Source organism: Streptomyces sp. NPDC008079, from assembly GCF_042957385.1.
Classification (GTDB): Bacteria; Actinomycetota; Actinomycetes; order Streptomycetales; family Streptomycetaceae; genus Actinacidiphila.
On the sequence record NZ_JBIBIC010000001.1, the window covers coordinates 1087193 to 1103397 of the forward strand.

Consider the following 16205-nt stretch of genomic DNA (forward strand, 5'->3'; position numbering starts at 1 on the left):
TACGTTCCGCGCGGATGTGTCCCGCCCGGCCGCTCCCTGAGCGGCCGGGGGGACGGTGACGCCGACGGCCGCCGATGAGGCGCCGCGGCCCCAGCGGGACAAGGTTTCCCGCCACCCAAGACGGCGCTCCCGACGATAACCACAGGTCGGCGGGGCGCGCGGGCGTGGCCGGAAAATGCGGTCCATCCTCTTGACGTGACGCGTGGCAAGGTCCACAGTGCTCGTTAATGCGCATTACTAATGCGCATTAACGAAGGAGGAGCACAGGTGGACGAACCCAGGAAGCGATCCCGGCCGGGCCGGGCGCCCTCGCCGACCGGGCGCACGTCACGGCCGCGCCAGGCGGAGGTCGCGCGGCTCGCGGGCGTCTCGCAGGCCACGGTCTCGCTGGTGCTCGGCGGCAAGCGGGAGGGTGTCGCGATCTCGGAGGAGACCCGGCGCAAGGTGCTCGACGCCGCGCGCAGCCTCGGATACGTCCCCGACCCGGCCGCCCGCAGGCTGGCCGCCGCCCGCAACGACCTGCTGGGCGTCTTCAGCTTCACCGCGACCTTCCCCACCGACGTGCAGCACTCGTACTACCCGTTCCTGGTGGGCGTCGAGCAGGAGGCCGCCGCGCGCGGCTACGACCTGGTGCTCTTCACCGGCTCCAGTTCCGGCGGCGCGGGGGCCGCCGGACCCGAGGCGCTGAGCCGGGTCCGGCTGGCGGACGGCTGTCTCTTCCTCGGCCGTCACGCGCCCGCGCAGGAGCTGAGCCGCCTGGTCGGCGACGGCTTCCCCGTGGTCCACATCGGCCGCAGGGACGAGCTGGAGGGTCTGCCCTGGGTCGGCGCCGACTACGTCAACGCCACTCGTGAGGTCGTGGCCCGGCTCGCGGAGGTCGGCCACCGCCGGATCGTGCTCGTACGCGAGGACGACGAGGCGCCCGCGTCGACCGACCGTGAACACGGCTTCCTCAAGGGCCTGGAGGCGGCCGGGCTGCCCGGCGGCCCCGCGGCCGTCTTCCGCTCGGCGGCGCCCGAGCGCGAGCTGACGCCCGAGCGGCTGCGCGGCTGGCTCGCCGAGGGTGTCACCGCGTTCGTCGCCGAGGAGACCGACACCGGCAGCGCGTGGCGAGCCCTGCGCGGCGCCGCCCGCGCCGCCGGGATCGAGGCCCCGCGCGACGCCTCGCTCGCCCTGCTCGGCAGCCCGCCGCCCGACCTCGCGGGCGAGCCGGTGCCCACCGGATTCGACATCCCCCGGCCGGAGTTGGGCGCCGCGGCCGTCCGCATGCTGGCCGCCCTCGTGGCGGGCGAGGACATCGCGGCGGCCACCGAGCCGCTGGTGGCCTGCCCCTTCCGGCCGGGCGCCAGCGCGGGACCGCCTCCGGCGCGGCCCCGGGACCCACGCCCATGACCCCCCACCCGCCCTGCCCGCCGCCCGCGAGCCCACGCGCCGGGGAGCCGGTGCTCGGCGGCCCGCTCGCCGTGGGCCCTCGCGCTGGTGGCCCGGTGCTCGGCGGCCCGCTCGCCGCGAGCCCTCACCCCGGGAGGCCGGGGTCTTTGGGGGCGGAGCCCTTAACGGGCGGGGGCCCCGCGGCCGGTCGGCGTCAGGGCACGTGGCCGTAGGGCGTCCTCGGCGAACCGGACGCCGGAGGGTCCGGGGTACCGGGCAGAGCCGTCATCCGACGCACCACGCAATCTTTCGACAGCACCGCCGCAGGCGGTACGCACCACCTCAAGGAGACTCGTGAAACCCGGACCGGACATTCTCATCGTCGGCGGCGGCCTCGGCGGCGTGGCGGCGGCACTCGCCGCGTGCCGCGCCGGGCGCGGCGTCGTACTGACCGAGGAGACCGACTGGATCGGCGGCCAGCTCACCTCGCAGGCCGTCCCGCCGGACGAGCACCCGTGGGTGGAACAGTTCGGCACCACCGCCTCGTACCGCCACCTGCGGGAATCCATCAGGTCGTACTACCGCCAGTGGTACCCGATGCGCTCGGAGGCGCTGGCCCTCACCGAGCTGAACCCCGGCGCCGGACGCGTCAGCAAGCTCTGCCACGAGCCGCGCGTCGGCCTCGCCGTGCTGGAGTCGATGCTCGCGCCGCACCTCGCGTCCGGCCGCCTCACGCTGCTGACCGAGCACCGCCCGGTCGCGGCGGCGGCCGAGGACGACACCGTACGGTCCGTCACGGTGGAGAGCCTGCGCGACGGCAGCCGCCGCACCATCGCGGCGCGGTACGTGATCGACGCGACCGAGACCGGCGAACTGCTGGAGCTGGCCGGTGTCGAACACGCCGTCGGCGCCGAGTCGCGCGACGAATTCGGCGAGCCGCACGCCCCGGAGACCGCCGACCCGCTCAACCAGCAGGGCATCACGGTGTGCTTCGCGCTCTCGCACCACGAGGGCGAGGACCACACCATCGACAAGCCCGCCGACTACGAGTTCTGGCGGGACTACCGCCCCGACTTCTGGCCGGGCCCGCTGCTCGGCTTCCTCGCCCCCGACCCGCGCACGCTCGAAGCGGTGCCGCGCACCTTCGTCCCCAACCCCGACCTCGACCCGCTCGACGTCAACGCCGACCAGTCGGAGGACGCGGGCGACAAGGAGCTGTGGGGCTTCCGCCGCATTCTGGCCCGCCGGTTGCACCGGCCCGGCGCCTTCGACTCCGACATCACCCTCGTCAACTGGCCGCTCAACGACTACTGGCTCAAGCCGCTGATCGGCGCGGGCCCCGAGACCTCGGCCCAGGCCGTGGCCGAGGCGCGGCAGCTGTCGCTGTCCGTCCTGTACTGGCTCCAGACCGAGGCGCCGCGCGCCGACGGCGGCAAGGGCTTCCCCGGCCTCAGGCTCCGCCCCGACATCACCGGCACCGCGGACGGCCTGGCCAAGGCGCCGTACGTCCGCGAGTCCCGCCGGATCAAGGCCGTCACCACCATCACCGAGCAGGACCTCGCGATCGACCTCGTCGGCCCGCACGGCGGCACCACGTACCGCGACTCGGTCGGCGTCGGCGGCTACCGCATCGACCTGCACCCGTCCACCGGAGGTGACAACTACATCGACATCGGCTCGGTGCCGTTCGAGATCCCGCTCGGCGCGCTCATCCCGCGCAGGGTCCGCAATCTGCTGCCCGCGGGCAAGAACATCGGCACCACCCACATCACCAACGGCTGCTACCGGCTGCACCCGGTGGAGTGGAACATCGGCGAGGTCGCCGGTGCCCTCGCCGCCCACTGCCTCGCCGAAGGCGTGGAACCGCACCGGGTCCAGGCCGAGGACAAGCGGTTCGACGCGTTCGCCGCCGTGCTCGACCGCGCCGGGATCCAGCGCCACTGGCCCGACGTGCGCGGCTACTGAGCGGGACCTGCCGCCCCCAAGGGAGAACGGCCGGACGGAAGCAGCTCCACCTGCCCCGCCCGGCCCACCGCCCGCGTATTCGCCAACACTGCACAAGGAGGTGCCCAGACCATGACCACCCACCGTATCCGCGTCGGCATCGACGTGGGCGGGACCTTCACCGACGCCGTGGCCGTAGACGCCGCGACCCTCGAACTCCGGGGGCAGGTGAAAGTGCCCACCAGCCACCACCACGAGGACGGCGTAGCCCACGGCATCGTCGAAGCGCTCGACCGCCTGCTGGAGCAGACCGGGAACGCCCCTGAGGACGTCGCCTTCCTGGCCCACGGTACGACCCAGGCTACCAACGCCCTCCTGGAGGGTGACGTCGCCACCGTCGGCCTGATCGGCATCGGTACGGGTCCGGGGGCCGCGTTCACTCGTCGGCTCGCGTCCTTCCGCAACCTCGAACTCACCCCCGGCAAGCGGCTCCCGCTGCACTACGCCCATGTCGCCGACCCCGACGACGCGGCCGATGTGCGCAGGGCCGTCGACGAGGTCGTACGGGAAGGCGCCGAAGTCCTCGTCGCCAGCCAGCCGTTCAGCGTCGACCGTCCCGAGGGCGAGGAGGCCGTGCTCGAAGCGGCCCGCGGCAAGGGCCTGCCGATGACGGCGGCCCACGGGATCACCTCGCTGTACGGACTCCAGAAGCGGACCCGTACCGCCGTGGTCAACGCCGCGATCCTGCCGCGCATGCTCGCCACCGCCGACCTGGTCGACGCGGCCATCACCAAGGCGGGCGTCACGTCCCCGCTCATGGTGATGCGCTGCGACGGCGGCGTGATGTCGCTGGACGAGATGCGGCGCAGGCCGCTGCTGACCGTCCTGTCGGGACCCGCGGCCGGCGTCGCGGGCGCCCTGATGCAGGAGCGGATCAGCGAGGGCCTGTTCCTGGAGACCGGCGGCACCTCGACCGACATCAGCGTCGTACGGCGCGGCAAGGTCGCCGTCCGGCACGCCACGATCCTCGGCAAGACGTCCTATCTGTCCGCGCTCGACGTGCGGACGGTCGGCGTCGGCGGCGGGTCCATGGTCAGGATCAGCGGCGGGACGGGCGGTACGGGCGGTACGGGCAGGACCGGCGGCTCCGGCGGCTCCGGCGGGACCGGCGGCTCCGGCCGGAAGGTCACCGCGGTCGGACCGCGCAGCGCCCACATCGCGGGCCTGCCGTACGCCTGCTTCGCCGACCCCGACGACCTGCGCGACGCCGCGCTCGCCACGGTCAGCCCGCTCGCCGACGACCCCGCCGACTACGCGGTCCTCGACGCCGCGGGCGGCCGGTTCGCGATCACCATGACCTGCGCGGCCAACGCGCTCGGCCGGGTCCCCGAGGGCGACTTCGCCCGCTCGGACCAGGAGACGGCCAAGGCCGCGCTGGCGCCGCTGGCCGCCGCGCTCGGCGTGGACGTCGCCACCGCCGCGACCCAGGTGCTCGACGCCGGTACGGCCCAGGTGAAGGCCGTGGTCGACACCCTGATCTCCGAGTACCGCCTGGACAAGGACAACGCCGTCCTGGTCGGCGGGGGCGGCGGCGCCGCGTCCGTGACACCGCACCTGGCCGTCGTCTGCGAACGCGAGGGCAGGATCGCCGCCCACAGCGAGGTCATCAGCCCCATCGGGGTCGCCCTCGCGCTGGTCCGCGAGCAGATCGAGCGGATCATCCCGGGCGCCGGACAGGAGCAGATCCTGGCCGTACGGGCCGAGGCGGAACGCGCGGTCGTCGCCCAGGGCGCCGCCGCTGACGGCGTCGAGGTCGAGGTCACCGTCGACCCGCAGACCAGCACCGTACGCGCGGTCGCCACCGGCGCCACCGAACTGCGTACCCAGGACCGGGCCCACCGCGCCGACGACGGGGAACGGCTGCGCGCCGCCGCCGCCAGCCTCAAGGCCGACCCCGCCGAGGTGCGGGTGCTCGCGGGCACGCCCTCGCACACCGTGTACGGCACGGAGCTGCGCCGCCGGTACCGCGCCACCCGCCACCCCGTGCGGGTCGTGGACGCCGACGGAGTCGTCCGGCTGCACTCGCCCGACGCCCGCGTCGAGACCACCACGGCGGGCGCCGCGCCCCAAGTCCTCGCCACGCTCGTGGACGAGGTCACCTCGTACGGCGACGGCGGGGTCCGCGCGCCCGCGCTGCGACTGCTCATCGGGTCCCGGATCTCCGACCTGTCGGGCGTCGTGGAACCGCAGTCGCTGCTCGCGCTCGCCCGCAGCGAACTGAGCAGCCGCGCCGCCGACGAGCCGGTGGTGGCCGTTGTGGAGGCACGGACATGACGGCATCCGTCCTGACCCGTACGCCCGACCTGGCCGCGCTGCGCCGCCTCGCCGACCTGGACGACGTCGAGTTCGGCGTGCGGCTGCTCGCGGGCACCCCGACCCACGAGGGCCGCGACCCCGCGCTGCTGCGTCAATGGGCCCGCGCGGCGGCCGAGTTCGGTGCCGCGCTCGCACCCGTCGCCTGCGCGGCGGATGTCGTGGAGAGCGACGGCGGCCTGGAAATGGGCCTGTTGGCGCGCTACACCTCGCGGCCCGACGCCATCGAGCTGTTCACCGACACGATCGCGGCAGCCGACGGCCTCGCGGAGCGGCTCGGCTGGCGCGACTGGTACCCGGCCGGTTCCGTCCGCGCCGCGGCCGTCGCCCACGAGGCCGCGCACGCGCGGCTCCACCACGGGCCGGCCAAGGCCGAGTTGAGGCGCGCGCTCGGCCATGTCGTGCTGCGGCTCGGCAGCCGCCGCTGGTACGGGCACGTCGCCGGCGCCGACGAGATCGCGGCGCACGCGTACGCCCGTACGGTCTGCGGTCTCGGCCGCAGTCCGCTGCTGCTGACGGCGGCGCTCGCCGAGTGGGTGACCGCGTCGCCGCAGACACGCGCCCCTGGGGCGACCACCCCGCAATCACGTACCCCGCAATCACGGACCCCGCAAACACGTACCCCGCAAACACGGACCCCGCGGAGACGCACACCGCACGGAAGAGAGAAGTGACGCCATGGGTGTCGTCATTCTGCTGATCATGGCGGCGGGTGTCGCCGCGATGCTCACCCGCAAGCTCCCCACGGCCTTCGCACTCATCCTGCTGGCCGTCGCCATCGCCCTGGTCTCCGGGGCGCCGCTGACCGGCAAGAACAGCGTGCTGGACACGGTGCTCCAGGAGGGCGCCCCGGCGTTGGCCGCCACCATGATCGCGATCCTGCTCGGGTCGTGGCTCGGCAAGCTGCTGGACGAGACGGGCATCGCGGGCACCCTCGTCCGCAAGATCGTCGAATTCGGCGGCGACCGGCCCGTGGTGGTCGCGCTCGGCGTGCTGGCCGTCTCCACGCTGGTCGGCACGGTCACCGGCTCGGCGCCCGCCGCGATGCTCGCGGGCATCATCGGCATCCCCGCGATGATCGCCGTCGGCATCCCCAAGGCCACCGCCGCGGGCACGATCCTGATGGGCATCGCCGCCGGCATGCCGTTCGAACTGCCCGTCTGGCAGTTCTTCTCCACGGCGCTCGAACTGCCCGTGCACACCGTGCGCGGCTTCATGATCAAGCTGTTCCCGTTCGCGCTGGTCGCCGCGGTCCTCTTCGTCCTGATCGAGAACCGCCGCAAGGGCGTCGAGCACTCCTGGTCCCTCAAGTCGGTGGCCGAGCGGCCCGGGCCGAACTCCGGCACGCGCCGCAAGCAGCTCGGCGACGCGCCCTGGTACGCGCTGTTCACCCCCGCCGTGCCGCTGATCCTCGCGCTCGGCCTCGACATCGCGATCATCCCGTCGCTGCTGGCGGGCGTGCTCTACGCCCTGGTCACCACCACCCGGCCGCGCGAGATGAACAAGCGGCTGCTGCGTACGCTCTACGCCGGATTCGAGGTCGCGGCGCCGCCGATCACGCTCTTCATCTCCATCGGCATCCTGCTGGCGGCGGTGAAACTGCCCGGCGCGGTCGACGCGCTCGAACCGCTGGTGAAGGCCGTCAGCCCGCAGAACGCCGTGCTGTTCGTCCTGGTCTTCACCGTGCTCGTGCCGCTGTGCCTCTACCGCGGGCCGCTGAACGTGTTCGGTCTCGGCGCGGGCATCGCCGGGGTCCTGATCGCCGCGGGCGTGTACCCGGCGATCGCCGTCCTCGGCCTGACCACCTCGTACAACCAGGTCTTCGGCGTCGCCGACCCGACCAGTACGCAGACGGTCTGGGCCGCTCAGTACGCGGGCGTCACCCCGCAGACGGTGATGGTCCGCACGCTGCCGTACGTCTGGTGCGTCGCGCTCGGCGGCTTCTGCGCCACGGCCGTGCAGTACCTCTGAGCGGCTCGTCCGCGTTCCTTCGTACGTCCCGTACTTCCTTCCCGCTTCCCGCACTTCCCGCTTCCCGCACTTCCCGTACTTCTGCCCTTTCCGACATCCCTCCGGGACGGAGTTCCCCATGTCAGAGCAGCAGAACCCGCAGATCCCGCAGAGTCCGCAGAGCCCGAGCCGTCGCGTCATCCTGCGCGGGGCCGTCGCCACCTCCGCCGCCCTCGCCGTGGGCACGACGGCGGGCACGGCGACGGCCTCGGCCGCCACCCCCGGCGGATTCCCCGACTACCGTTACGTCAAGACCCTTCTGACGCCGTCTCAGCTCGCGTACAACCCGACCGGCGAGATCATCTTCCCGTGCATACGCGGCACGGTCGGCCGCCTCACCGCGCCCCTCGGCCGCTACTACCTCTACTACGCGCCGCACGACGCCCCCGGCGGCGTCTGCCTCGCCTACGGCGACCACATCGAGGGCCCGTTCACGGAGTACGCGGGCAACCCGGTCGTCTCCCGCACGTGGTCGCCCCACTACTCGGTCAGCCATGTCTCGTCGCCGCACGTCATATGGGTCGAGGGCGCCAAGGAGATGTGGCTCTACTTCCACGGCGAGAACACCACGACCCGGCTCGCCCGGTCCAAGGACGGCATCCACTTCACGTACGACAAGGTGGTCCTGTCGACCTCGATGCTGCCGTCCGGCACCACCGAGACCTCCTACGCCCGGGTCTTCGCCCACGAACTCCCCGCGAAGAACGCCCACTTCGTCATGCTGTTCATGCTGAACAACACCACCAACCACCGTGACATCGGCTGGGGCTGGTCGGCGGACGCCCGCAACTGGACCTTCTCCCAGACGCCCCTCATCCGCCACACCGATGTCGGCGCGGGCGACGTCGGCGGCCCCCACCTGCTCACCCGCGACGGCAGCGCGTACGTCACCTACAACAAGGACAAGGCGCACGGCGGCGACCTGATGATCACCGAGGTCGGCAACGACTTCAGCCTCCGCAAGCACCTCGGCGTCTTCTTCAACTCCTCCGACGGAGCCCCCGACAACGGCCGCAGCGCCGCCCCCAGCTTCGGCACCGAGAACGGCGTCCCCTACATGGTCTACGAGTCCGGCGAACGCCTGGCCGGCAAAATCGCCGTAGCCCGCGGCTGACCCCCGCCCCTCACCCGCCCCCACCCCGAACCGAGCCCGGCCCCGACGCACATCGCGCCGGGGCCGGACTCGCCCGGTCACCGCCCAGCGTCGTGGCCGCGGCAGATGGCTGGTTCGCGTGAGCATCGTGGACGCTCTGATATCGCGTCCGTACGCTGGGTGGTCAACTCGGGGAACGTGCAGGGGGGCGAGGTATGGACAGTACGTGGGACGCGGATCCGCAGGCGCGGCTGGCCCGGCGGATCGGGAGGGCGCCGTCCGAGCTGGGCACCACGGGGGGCCGAGACGGATGTCCCGACATCTGGGAGCTCGACAACGGGGATTTCGCCGTGATCGGCCGCGATCTCACGTCGGTCTACGCCGAGGGGCTGCCCGAGGACGCGGTCATCGGCGGCGGTGAACGACTTGTCGTCATTCCCCGCGCCACGCTGCTGGCCGCCAAGGCACACATCCCGGATGAGTGACCTGCTGGGTGCCTCGCACGGCGTGCGGCTGGGGCTGGACGCCTACCGGGCGGACTTCCGGCGCAGGGATTTCGCTGTTGACGGCTGTGATTCCTGGAAGTTGGAGCGTCGCCAGGATTTCCGCGAGCCGGGTGATCCGAGCTGGAACGCCTTCACCCAGGGAGACTGGGAGGGGGCGCTGCGGCTGATCGAGGCCCAGCGGGAAGAACTGCTCGACCTGTCCCGCCTGGCTGCGAGCCATGGCTGCCGCCTGTTGCGCGTCCGCGCGGTGGAGTTCCCGCTCACCGCTTACCTGCGATGGGAGTTGAACCTCCTGCGTGTGCGGGCGGAGTGCGGTGAGCTGATCCGCGTCATCGGACCCGAGCACCTCGCGGAGTACGAGCACGAGGGACCGGTTCCCGAATTGGTCACGCTCAACGACGACACGGTGTACGAGATCCTTTACGACGCCGACGGCGTACTGGAAGGCGCTGTGCGGTACCTCGATCGGGGAACGAGGGATCGTGTCGCGGCGCGGGTCGAAGGGCTGTACGCGTCGGGGGAGGACATCGGCACGTTCTTCGCCCGCGAGGTCGCCGATCGCACGCCCCCGACGGGTGTCTGAGCCGCGAGAGGAGGTCAACTCCTCTCTGTCGGGCTCTGCCCGTGACGTGGTGCAGGGTCGTGACATCCACGGCGGGATACATTTCCACGCCCCGGCAACTGACCGCGTTTCGCTTCCGGTCCCGCAGCAACTCCCCTTGGCCGGGGCGGGTTTCGTCGACCGGCACACCGAGCGTCGAGCGCTCGACCGGCTGCTCGACGACCGTCCTGCCGACGCGGGGGTGATCCTGGTGACCGGCACCGCGGGTGTCGGCAAGACATCGCTGGTGCTGCACTGGTCGCACGCGGTCCGCGACCGGTTTCCTGACGGTCAGCTGTACGCCGACCTGCATGGCTACGACCGCCGGGCCCCGGTCACGTACGAGCGGGTCCTTGAGGGTTTCCTGCGTACGCTCGGTGCCCCCGCGGATGTCCTTCACGCCGACGGCGAGCAGATGGCCGGGGCCTTCCGCTCACGGCTGGCTGGCCGCAGGCTGCTGATCGTGCTCGACAACGCCGCCGGCGCGGCCCAGGTCAGGCCCTTGCTTCCGGCCACTCCCGGGTGTCTGGTCATCGTGACGAGCAGGCACCGTCTGCCCGGCCTGAGCATCCGGGAGGGAGCACGGCGCATCACCTTGGACGTGCTCGACCAGGACGGCTCCGTCGCCTTGCTGCGCAGTGTTATCTCGGGCTACCGGGACGGGGACGATCCCGTCCACGTGGCGGAGCTCGCCTTCCTCTGCGCGCGCCTGCCGTTGGCGCTCAGGATCGCCGGCGAGCGGGCGACGAGGCGGCCGTTGACACACCTGGGGGAGCTGATCCGTGAACTGCGTGACGAGTCCGGCCGGTGGGAAGTTCTGTCAGCAGACGACGACCAGGAGTCCGAGGCGGTGCGTTCGGTGTTCATGTGGTCCTATCGGGCGCTGCCGTCGGATGCCGCCCGGCTGTTCAGGCTGCTCGGACTGGCTCCAGGACCGGACGTCAGCGATGCGGCCGCGGCGGCTCTGGCAGGGATCGATGTCCGCACCGCGAGGCGTCTCCTCGATGTCCTCGCCGCCGCGCACATGGCGGAACAGACCGCGTCCGACCGCTTCCGCCTGCACGACCTGCTGCGCGCCTACGCCGCCGACCGGGCACGGCTGGAAGAGACCCCACAGGAGCGTGAGGACGCGCTGCGCAGAGTGCTGATCTGGTACTTGCACACCGCCGACGCGGTCCAGGCCCGTATCGCACCGCAGGAGCCTCGTGTGGAGTTGGTACCGGCCGACGGAGGGCCGCCCACGCCCGCGTTCACCGACGAAGCGCAGGCGATGCACTGGTACGCGGCGGAGCGGGACAACCTGGTGGCCGCGGTGCGAGCCGCCGCGAGCGGCGGATCGGACCGGATCGCATGGCAGTTGGCGGTGGTTCTGCGCGCCGTTTACATGACCACCAATCCGTTCCAGGATTGGCTGGCCACTTCCCGGACCGGTCTTGAGGCCGCACGCCGGGACGGCGACCGCCGTGCCGAAGCCGAACTGGAGGAGAGCCTGGGCATGGCGTATGCCCAGTCCCAGAGCCTGGCCGCCGCGGCCGAGCACTACGGGGCGGCGCTGACCCTGCGCCGGGCCCTGAAGGACACCCTCGGTGAGGCACTGACACTCAACGGTCTCGGACTGCTCGAACTACGCCGCCGCAACCTGGCGCAGGCACGGGAGGCGTTCGAGAACAGCATGGGACTGTTCGCCGCGCGGAACGACGGATTCTGGGAGTCCCGCGTGGCGGTCAATCTCGCTCAGGTGGACATGGAACTCGGTCACCCCGAGCGTGCTCTCGGGCCTCTACGTCGAGGAATCGAGGTGTTCCGGACGTACCGCGACCGCCGCGCCGAGGGAAACGGCCTCAGACTCCTCGCCGCGGCGGAATTGGAGAGCGGGGACGCGGACACGGCGTTGGCACACGCCGAGCAGGCCGTGGCCATCGCCACCGAGATCCACAGCACGGCCGCGGAGGCGTACTGGCTCATGGCTTTGGGCGACGCTCAACGCGCCACCGGCCGCCTCACCGGTGCGCTGGCCTCCTACCGGCGCGCCGCCGCGCTCCAGGAACCGTTGGGCGACCGCGCTCGTCAAGCAGCGGCATGGGACGGTCTCGGGCAGGCGCTGCTGCAACTCGGCCGTGCGCGGGAAGCCGTCGACTGCCACCGTCGGTCCGCGAGCGTCTATCGAGACCTTCGGCAGACATGGGAGACGGCGCAGACGCTGACACATCTGGCGGCAGCCCTGGACGATGCCGACGCCCGGCAGGAGGCCGCCGACGCCCGAGCCGAGGCACTCGAGCTGCTCACGGCGTTCACCGACCCGCGGGCGCTGCGGCTACGCGACGAGATCACCCGGAGGTGACTCGACGGTGCGAGCGGCTAAAACGCCGCCTGACCTGCGGCAAAGATCAACTGTGGTGCCCCCAACGGGATTCGAACCCGTGCTACCGCCTTGAAAGGGCGGCGTCCTGGGCCACTAGACGATGAGGGCTGGATGGCCGACCGTGGGCGCCGAGGCGCACGTCGGGGACGGGTGCAGCATATGGGATGGGCCGGGGGTTCGCCAAAACGCTTTTCGCGGCGGGGTGGCGGACAATGGGCAGCGTGCTGGAGATGACGCGTGAGGAGTTCGAAGAGCTGGTCGGGGAGGCGCTCGACCGGATTCCCGGCGAGCTGACCCGGCTGATGGACAACGTGGCGGTCTTCGTGGAGGACGAGCCCGCGCCGGGGGAGCCGGACCTGCTCGGGCTGTACGAGGGGACGCCGCTGACCGAGCGCGGCGAGTGGTACGCCGGGGTGCTGCCGGACCGGATCACCGTCTACCGGGGCCCGACGCTGCGGATGTGCGCCACGCGCGAGGAGGTCGTCGCCGAGACGGAGGTGACCGTCGTGCACGAGATCGCCCACCACTTCGGCATCGACGACGAGCGGCTGCACGCCCTGGGGTACGGGTGACGGTGTCGGGGGCCCTTTCGCGCTGACGGCCGCGGGCGGCGGCCCGGCTGCGCGCCACGGGTGACGCCAGGGACGCGGGGCGTGTCCTGGCGGGAGGCGCGGCGTTGGACACGGCGATCCGACCGCCGACCGGTGCGTACGGACGTGCGGCGGTACGACGACCGTACGACCGTACGCGTCCGCCTGTACCGAGCCCGAGGTGCGTACACGTGCTCCCTGCCCCAGACCGCCCCCGCGACCCCCGCCGCGACCGGGCCCGAGCCGTCCGTACGGGGCTGCGGTCCGCCGTCCTCGTCACGCTGGTGGCCGCCGGGGTCGCGGCGTGCGTGAGCGCGGGGAGCGAGTCCGACCCCAAGGCGCCGAAGCACGCGCCCGGCGTGAGCGCGGGGACCGTCGCGGACGGTTCGCGGGTCCCGCAGGGCGCGGGCGACCCGCACCGCGGCGGCGGCCCGATGTCCCCGTCCCCGTCCGTCACCGGTACGGCCTCGCCCGGCGACACGCGGGCCCCCGCGACGGCCCGGGCGGGCGGCGCGGGCGGCGGCCCGGCAGGACCCGGCGGCGTGCCGACCGCGTCCGACGGCACCTCGGCGCCGCAGCCGACCGCCCAGCCCTCGCCGACGGCCTCCCAGCCGACCGGCCAGCCGACGACGGACGCGCCGACCGCGCCGCCGACCACCGACCCGCCGACCGCCAGCCCCAGCTCCGACCCCAGCGGGTCGCCCGACCCGAGCGCCGAACGGCGCGGGGACCGCCGCGACCGCTGACCGCATCGTGGCGGTATCGCCGCTGGTCAGCGCCCCGTCCGGAAGGCGATTGGCAAAGGCGCCGACAGATGCGTATGCTGGTAGATCGTTTGATCCCACTGCCTGGCGCCTGATCCGATGTGCGCCGCGTGGCGCGTTCCTTTTCTCCTGTGGCTGACCGCATCGAGGCGGTTGTAAGCAACCTACGGAGCTGGCGCGTGCCGTAAGTCTCCGAGAGGTTTAGCTTCAGCATGTCCATTGACAGTGCCGACCGTTCCGTCATGCCCGAGAACGACGAGATCCTCGCCGTAGCGGACGTGGTGGACATCACCACCGCCGACACCGCAGAGAACACCGACATCACCGACATCACCGGTGCCGACGACGCGACCGACGTCCTCGACACCGGCATCACCACCGGCACCACCGGCATCACCGACGTCATCGACGCGGACACCGAGGCCGACGCCGAGGACGACACCGACGCCGAGCCCACCGTGACCTTCGCCGACCTCGGCCTCGCCGACGGCATCGTCCGCAAGCTCGCGCAGAACGGCGTCACCACCCCCTTCCCGATCCAGGCCGCGACCATCCCGGACGCGCTGGCGGGCCGGGACATCCTGGGCCGCGGCCGTACCGGCTCCGGCAAGACGCTCTCCTTCGGCCTGCCGCTGCTGACCCTGCTGTCCGGCGGCCACACCGAGCGCAAGCGCCCGCGCGGCGTCATCCTCACCCCGACCCGCGAGCTGGCCATGCAGGTGGCCGACGCGCTCCAGCCGTACGGCGACGTCCTCGGCCTGAAGATGAAGGTCGTCTGCGGCGGCACGTCCATGCAGAACCAGATCTACGCGCTGGACCGCGGCGTCGACGTCCTCGTCGCCACCCCCGGCCGGCTGCGCGACCTGATCAACCGCGGCTCCGCCGTGCTCGACCAGGTGCAGATCGCGGTCCTCGACGAGGCCGACCAGATGGCCGACATGGGCTTCCTGCCCGAGGTCACCGAGATCCTCGACCTCATCCCGGCGGGCGGCCAGCGCCTGCTGTTCTCCGCGACGCTGGAGAACGAGATCGACAGCCTCGTCCGCCGCTACCTGGTCGACCCGGTCACCCACGAGGTGGACGCCGCCCAGGGCGCCGTCACCACCATGAGCCACCACGTGCTCGTCGTGAAGCCGAAGGACAAGGCGCCGGTCACCGCCGCCATCGCCGCCCGCAAGGGCCGCACGATCATCTTCGTCCGCACCCAGATGGGCGCCGACCGCGTCGCCGAGCAGCTCATCGAGGCCGGTGTCCGCGCCGACGCGCTGCACGGCGGCATGACCCAGGGCGCCCGTACCCGCACCCTTGAGGACTTCAAGGCCGGTCAGGTCAACGTCCTGGTCGCCACCGACGTCGCCGCCCGCGGCATCCACGTCGACGGCATCGGCCTGGTGCTCAACGTCGACCCGGCCGCCGACCACAAGGACTACCTGCACCGCTCGGGCCGTACCGCCCGCGCGGGCGAGTCCGGCACGGTCGTCTCGCTCGCCCTGCCGCACCAGCGCAAGCAGATCTTCCGGCTGATGGAGGACGCGGGCGTCGACGCCTCGCGCCACATCATCGGCGGCGCGGGCGTCTTCGACGAGGACGTCGCCAAGATCACCGGCGCGCGCTCGCTGACCGACGTCCAGGCCGACGCCGTACAGAACGCCGCTCTCCAGGCGGAGCGCGAAGTCGCGGACGTCACGCGTCAGTTGGAGCGGCTCCAGCGCCGCGCGACCGAACTGCGCGAGGAGGCCGACCGCCTCACCGCCCGTTCGGCCCGCGAGCGCGGCGAGGACCCGGAGGAGGCGGTGGCCGCCAAGGCCGCCGAACTCGCCGCCGAGGCCGCCGCGTTGGCCGCCGCCGCCCCGGCCCCCGTGCCGGAGCAGCGCGAGGACCGCCGCGACGACCGCGGCAACTTCGACCGCCGCAACGACCGTTCGTCCTACGGCAACCGCGACTCCCGTCCCTCGTACGGCAACCGTGACGACCGTCGCGACAGCCGCCCGTCGTACGGCAACCGTGACGACCGCCCCTCGTACGGCAACCGTGACGAGCGCCGTGACAGCCGTCCGTCGTACGGCAACCGCGACGGCAACCGCGACTCCCGTCCGTCGTACGGCAACCGCGACGGCAACCGCGACGACCGCCGTGACAGCCGTCCGTCCTACGGCAACCGTGACGACCGCCGCGGCGACGACCGCCGTGACTCCCGCCCCTCGTACGGCGAGCGCAGCGGCCGTCCGTCCACCCCGTACACCAGCCGCGACAGCCGCGACTCGCGCCCCTCGTACGGCAACCGTGACGACCGCCGTCCCGCGTACAACAGCCGCGACGACCGCGACCGTCCCTTCAACCGCGACCGCCGCGACAGCAGCCGTCCGTCCACGTCGTCCTCGTACGACCGCCGCGACAGCCGCCCCTCCTACGGCGACCGCGACTCGCGTCCCTCCTACGGCAACCGTGACGACCGCCGCGCCCCCGGCGCCGCCCCGGCCGCCGGCTCCTCCTACGACCGCAAGCCCCGCTGGAAGCGCAACGGCTGACCGCTGACCGCTCAGCCGCAGAACGGGCCCGCCCGGTGTGCACATGGCACACCGGGCGGGCCT

At 72.5% G+C, this 16205-nt stretch carries 12 protein-coding genes and 1 tRNA gene; 12 read left to right on the forward strand and 1 reads right to left on the reverse strand.

Annotation, left to right across the window (positions count from 1 at the left end):
* Positions 1–267 precede the first annotated feature (267 nt).
* The 9 genes from ACFZAM_RS04750 (at position 268) to ACFZAM_RS04790 (ending at position 12239) form a co-directional block, all read left to right on the forward strand.
* A complete protein-coding gene (locus ACFZAM_RS04750) occupies positions 268–1392 on the forward strand; it encodes a substrate-binding domain-containing protein (RefSeq protein ID WP_391042699.1) in 1125 nt (374 codons plus the stop codon).
* Between the two features lie 333 nt (positions 1393–1725).
* A complete protein-coding gene (locus tag ACFZAM_RS04755; protein ID WP_355336180.1) occupies positions 1726–3336 on the forward strand; it encodes an FAD-dependent oxidoreductase in 1611 nt (536 codons plus the stop codon).
* A gap of 111 nt (positions 3337–3447) precedes the next feature.
* Positions 3448–5649: a hydantoinase/oxoprolinase family protein gene (locus ACFZAM_RS04760; protein WP_391042702.1), complete on the forward strand. Its 2202-nt coding sequence runs from the start codon at positions 3448–3450 to the stop codon at positions 5647–5649.
* On the forward strand, positions 5646–6362 hold the full coding sequence (locus tag ACFZAM_RS04765) for a hypothetical protein (RefSeq protein ID WP_391042705.1): 717 nt from the start codon (positions 5646–5648) through the stop codon (positions 6360–6362). The genes ACFZAM_RS04760 and ACFZAM_RS04765 overlap by 4 nt, the downstream gene beginning before the upstream one ends.
* A 4-nt stretch (positions 6363–6366) precedes the next feature.
* Positions 6367–7659, forward strand: coding sequence for a transporter (locus ACFZAM_RS04770; protein ID WP_391042707.1), 1293 nt, complete (start codon positions 6367–6369; stop codon positions 7657–7659).
* A gap of 118 nt (positions 7660–7777) precedes the next feature.
* Complete coding sequence (locus tag ACFZAM_RS04775) at positions 7778–8812, forward strand: hypothetical protein (protein WP_391042710.1); 1035 nt, start codon at positions 7778–7780, stop codon at positions 8810–8812.
* 194 nt (positions 8813–9006) lie between these two features.
* Positions 9007–9276, forward strand: a complete 270-nt coding sequence (locus ACFZAM_RS04780) for a hypothetical protein (protein ID WP_391042712.1) — start codon at positions 9007–9009, stop codon at positions 9274–9276.
* Positions 9269–9880 carry a DUF6879 family protein gene (locus ACFZAM_RS04785; protein ID WP_355336192.1) on the forward strand — a complete coding sequence of 204 codons (612 nt, stop codon included), beginning with the start codon at positions 9269–9271 and terminating at the stop codon, positions 9878–9880. Before ACFZAM_RS04780 ends, ACFZAM_RS04785 begins: the two co-directional genes overlap by 8 nt.
* Positions 9881–9929: 49 nt before the next feature.
* The gene (locus tag ACFZAM_RS04790; RefSeq protein WP_391042715.1) at positions 9930–12239 is read left to right on the forward strand and encodes an AAA family ATPase; all 2310 of its coding nucleotides are present in this window, start codon (positions 9930–9932) and stop codon (positions 12237–12239) included.
* A 53-nt stretch (positions 12240–12292) separates the two neighbouring features.
* Here the strand turns inward: ACFZAM_RS04790 and ACFZAM_RS04795 are convergent.
* Positions 12293–12368, reverse strand: a tRNA-Glu gene (locus tag ACFZAM_RS04795).
* Positions 12369–12481: 113 nt separating this feature from the next.
* Here ACFZAM_RS04795 and ACFZAM_RS04800 point away from each other — a divergent pair.
* The 3 genes from ACFZAM_RS04800 to ACFZAM_RS04810 all read left to right on the forward strand — a co-directional run bounded on the left by ACFZAM_RS04800 (position 12482) and on the right by ACFZAM_RS04810 (position 16142).
* A complete protein-coding gene (locus ACFZAM_RS04800; protein ID WP_355336196.1) occupies positions 12482–12832 on the forward strand; it encodes a metallopeptidase family protein in 351 nt (116 codons plus the stop codon).
* Positions 12833–13041: 209 nt separating this feature from the next.
* A complete protein-coding gene (locus ACFZAM_RS04805; RefSeq protein WP_355336197.1) occupies positions 13042–13596 on the forward strand; it encodes a hypothetical protein in 555 nt (184 codons plus the stop codon).
* A gap of 230 nt (positions 13597–13826) precedes the next feature.
* Positions 13827–16142 carry a DEAD/DEAH box helicase gene (locus ACFZAM_RS04810; protein WP_391042718.1) on the forward strand — a complete coding sequence of 772 codons (2316 nt, stop codon included), beginning with the start codon at positions 13827–13829 and terminating at the stop codon, positions 16140–16142.
* Positions 16143–16205 lie beyond the last annotated feature (63 nt).

Coding starts and splice junctions, on each gene's coding strand:
- ACFZAM_RS04765 (WP_391042705.1), top strand. CDS start 5,646: ATGACGGCATCCGTCCTGACCCGTACGCCCGACCTGGCCGCGCTGCGC.
- ACFZAM_RS04785 (WP_355336192.1), top strand. CDS start 9,269: ATGAGTGACCTGCTGGGTGCCTCGCACGGCGTGCGGCTGGGGCTGGAC.
- ACFZAM_RS04770 (WP_391042707.1), top strand. CDS start 6,367: ATGGGTGTCGTCATTCTGCTGATCATGGCGGCGGGTGTCGCCGCGATG.
- ACFZAM_RS04780 (WP_391042712.1), top strand. CDS start 9,007: ATGGACAGTACGTGGGACGCGGATCCGCAGGCGCGGCTGGCCCGGCGG.
- ACFZAM_RS04775 (WP_391042710.1), top strand. CDS start 7,778: ATGTCAGAGCAGCAGAACCCGCAGATCCCGCAGAGTCCGCAGAGCCCG.
- ACFZAM_RS04760 (WP_391042702.1), top strand. CDS start 3,448: ATGACCACCCACCGTATCCGCGTCGGCATCGACGTGGGCGGGACCTTC.
- ACFZAM_RS04810 (WP_391042718.1), top strand. CDS start 13,827: ATGTCCATTGACAGTGCCGACCGTTCCGTCATGCCCGAGAACGACGAG.